Source organism: Paraburkholderia kururiensis JCM 10599 = LMG 19447 (genome assembly GCF_003986935.1).
GTDB classification, from domain to species: Bacteria; Pseudomonadota; Gammaproteobacteria; order Burkholderiales; family Burkholderiaceae; genus Paraburkholderia; species Paraburkholderia kururiensis.
In genome coordinates this window covers 1-758 of the sequence record NZ_RJZE01000111.1, presented here as the reverse complement: position 1 = coordinate 758, position 758 = coordinate 1, and the positions used below count along the sequence as shown (strand labels likewise).

Genomic DNA, 758 nt, shown 5'->3' with positions numbered 1-758 from the left:
GAAGACGATGGTGAATCGGGTCGAACAGCGCTTCGCGCTCAAGCCAAAGCGTCTGGTGGGCGATACCGCATATGGAACGGGAGCGATGCTTGGCTGGATGGTAAAGGAGAAGGCCATCGAGCCACATGTTCCAGTGTGGGAACGATACGCTCGCAACGATGGAACCATTCCGAACAGCGAATTCCAATGGAACGAGCAAGCCAACGAGTATCGATGTCCTCAAGGCCACGCTCTGCGAAGTGATCGGCGACAGTTCAAAAATCCGCGCTCACACATTACAAAGGCCAACACGATCATCTATCGATCAAGTCAACCGGACTGTGCGTCGTGCGCAATGAAGCAGTTGTGCTGCCCAAACACGCCGATGCGCAAAATCGCGCGCAGCGTGCATGAAGAATCGCGCGATGTGGCGAGGTCCATAGGCGACACCGCCGCATATCGGCATTCGCGTCGACAGCGTAAGAAGGTGGAAATGCTGTTCGCGCACTTGAAGCGAATCTTGAAGCTTGATCGATTGCGATTGCGCGGACCCAGCGGTGCGCACGACGAATTCCTGTTGGCCGCAACAGCGCAGAACCTGCGGCGAATGGCGAAGTGGTTGACGCCAATGAGTCAGAACGCGGCGAAAACGATCGCTTGAGGGGCATCGGGGCGACCGTTTCTCTCCCGAAGTCTCTATCGCAACTGCCGCGCTAGAGAACTGCGATCTCGAGCCACCAAAACATCCAGGCCAAAAAGCGAGTTTTTCAACAGAATCG

At 55.9% G+C, this 758-nt stretch carries 1 protein-coding gene; it reads left to right on the top strand.

Annotated elements, in window-relative coordinates:
- Nucleotides 1-640 (top strand): transposase (locus PKKP23_RS33505; RefSeq protein WP_153188591.1); only part of this gene is annotated, 640 nt, incomplete at its 5' end.
- Between the last annotated feature and the right edge of the window lie 118 nt (nucleotides 641-758).